The sequence below is a fragment of the Actinosynnema sp. genome (assembly GCF_052038725.1).
In genome coordinates this window covers 1-2,057 of sequence record NZ_JBQGCX010000260.1, presented here as the reverse complement: position 1 = coordinate 2,057, position 2,057 = coordinate 1, and the positions used below count along the sequence as shown (strand labels likewise).

Annotated in this window: 2 protein-coding genes; both read right to left on the bottom strand. The window is 73.2% G+C overall.

The features are described 5' to 3' along the window. Positions 1-90: 90 nt before the first annotated feature. Positions 91-1,494, bottom strand: coding sequence for a lactate utilization protein B (locus ACTUAL_RS05030; RefSeq protein WP_440899427.1), 1,404 nt, complete (start codon positions 1,492-1,494; stop codon positions 91-93). Between the two features lie 11 nt (positions 1,495-1,505). Further along, the coding region (locus ACTUAL_RS05025; RefSeq protein WP_440899426.1) for a (Fe-S)-binding protein at positions 1,506-2,057 on the bottom strand (552 nt) is incomplete at its 5' end.

The window sequence follows — 2,057 nt, the reverse complement described above, 5'->3', positions numbered from 1 at the left end:
GCACTGCCCTGGCTTCGCCCGCGGGTTGTGTTGTCCCTGCCGCGCCCGGAGGTCGCTCCGCTCCACTCTCACCCGGAGGTCGTTCAGCGGTCACCGTGACTCCCACCAGTCCTGGAACGTCTGCTCCGGTGGGCGTGGCAGGTCGCGGGTGTCCGTCCACGCGGCCAGTGGGGGTGGCATTCTGCCGATCACGCCTCGCCTTCCGCCCAGCAGTCTGCCCAGCCTGCCCGCGCGCAGGACCCTGCGCCACCGGCCCGGTGACGTCATCGCCCACGCCAGGCCGCGCATCGCGGCCGACTCCGGGGTCACCGGTTTCGCGCGCACCACCCGTTCGCGCAAGTGCACCAGCATCGACGGGATGTCGATCGCCACCGGGCACACGTCGTAGCAGACCCCGCACAGCGACGACGCGTACGGCAGGGTCGGGTTGCGGTCCACGCCGGTCAGCTGCGGGGACAGCACCGCCCCGATCGGGCCGGGGTACGTCGAGCCGTACGCGTGGCCGCCCGCGCGCTCGTACACCGGGCACGAGTTCAGGCACGCGGAGCAGCGGATGCAGCGCAGCGCCGCCCTGCCGTCCGGGTCCGCCAGGGTCGCGGTGCGGCCGTTGTCCACCAGCACCACGTGCGCGGTCTGGCCCTCGGTCGGGCCCGTCCACACCGACGTGTAGGGGTTCATCCGCTCGCCGGTCGACGAGCGCGGCAGCAGCTGCAGGAACACCTCCAGGTCCTGCCACCTCGGCACCAGCTTCTCCACGCCCACCACGCTGATCAGCGTGCGCGGCAGCGTCAGGCACATCCGGCCGTTGCCCTCCGACTCGACCACGACCAGCGCCCCGGTCTCCGCCACCGCGAAGTTCGCCCCCGACACCGCCACGTCCACCGTCATGAACTTGCGCCGCAGGTGCGCTCGCGCCGCCTCGGCCAGCGCGCGCGGGTCGTCGGTCAGCGCGGGGTCCACGTCCGGCATCTCGCGCAGGAACAGGTCCCGGATCTCGGCCCGGTTGCGGTGGATCGCGGGCACCAGGATGTGGCTCGACCGGTCGTCGCCCAGCTGCACGATCAGCTCTGCCAGGTCCGTCTCGACGGCGCTGATCCCGGCCTCCGCCAACGCCTCGTTCAACCCGATCTCGGCCGTCGCCATCGACTTCACCTTGATCACCTCGCGGCTGCCGGTGGCCGCGACCAGGTCGGTGACGATCCGGTTGGCCTCCTCGGCGTCGCGCGCCCAGTGCACGGTCGTGCCGCGCTCGGTCCGCGCCTCCTCCAACCGCAGCAGGTGGGTGTCCAGGTCCGCCAGCACCTCGTCCTTGATCGCCGCACCGGCCGCCCGCAGCCCGTCCCAGTCGGGCAGCTCGGCCACCACCCGCGCCCGCTTCGCGCGGATCGTGCCGGTGGCCTTGCCGAGGTTGCGGCGCAGCTGCGCGTTCCCCAGCGCCTCGCGCGCCGCTCGCGGGAACGGCTCGCCGGTCAGGTTCCCGGTACCGCCGGGCATCCCCAGGAACGTCACCGCGCCACCCCCGCCAGCACCTCCGCCAGGTGCAGCGCCCTGGTGCCGCTGCGCAACCGGGACAGCCCGCCGCCGATGTGCATCAGGCACGACGAGTCGCCCGCCGTGAGCACCTTCGCGCCGGTCGACAGCACCGCGCTCATCTTGTCCGCCAGCATCGCCGTGGACGTCTCCGAGTTCTTCAGCGCGAACGTCCCGCCGAACCCGCAGCACGTCTGTGCGCCCGGCAGCTCCACCAGGTCGATGCCGCGCACCTCGCGCAGCAGCCGCAGCGGCTTGTCGCCCACGCCGAGCACGCGCAGCGAGTGGCACGTCGGGTGGTACGTCACCCGGTGGGGGAAGTACGCGCCGACGTCGGTCACGCCCAGCACGTCCACCAGGAACTCCGACAGCTCGTAGGTGCGCCCGGCGACCTCCTCGGCCCGCTCCGCCAGCCGCGCGTGCCCGTGCTGGGCGGCGACCTTCGCGTGCTGGTGCCGGATCGACCCGGCGCACGACCCGGAGGGCGCGACCACCACGTCCGCGTCGGCGAACGCCCGCACGTGGTT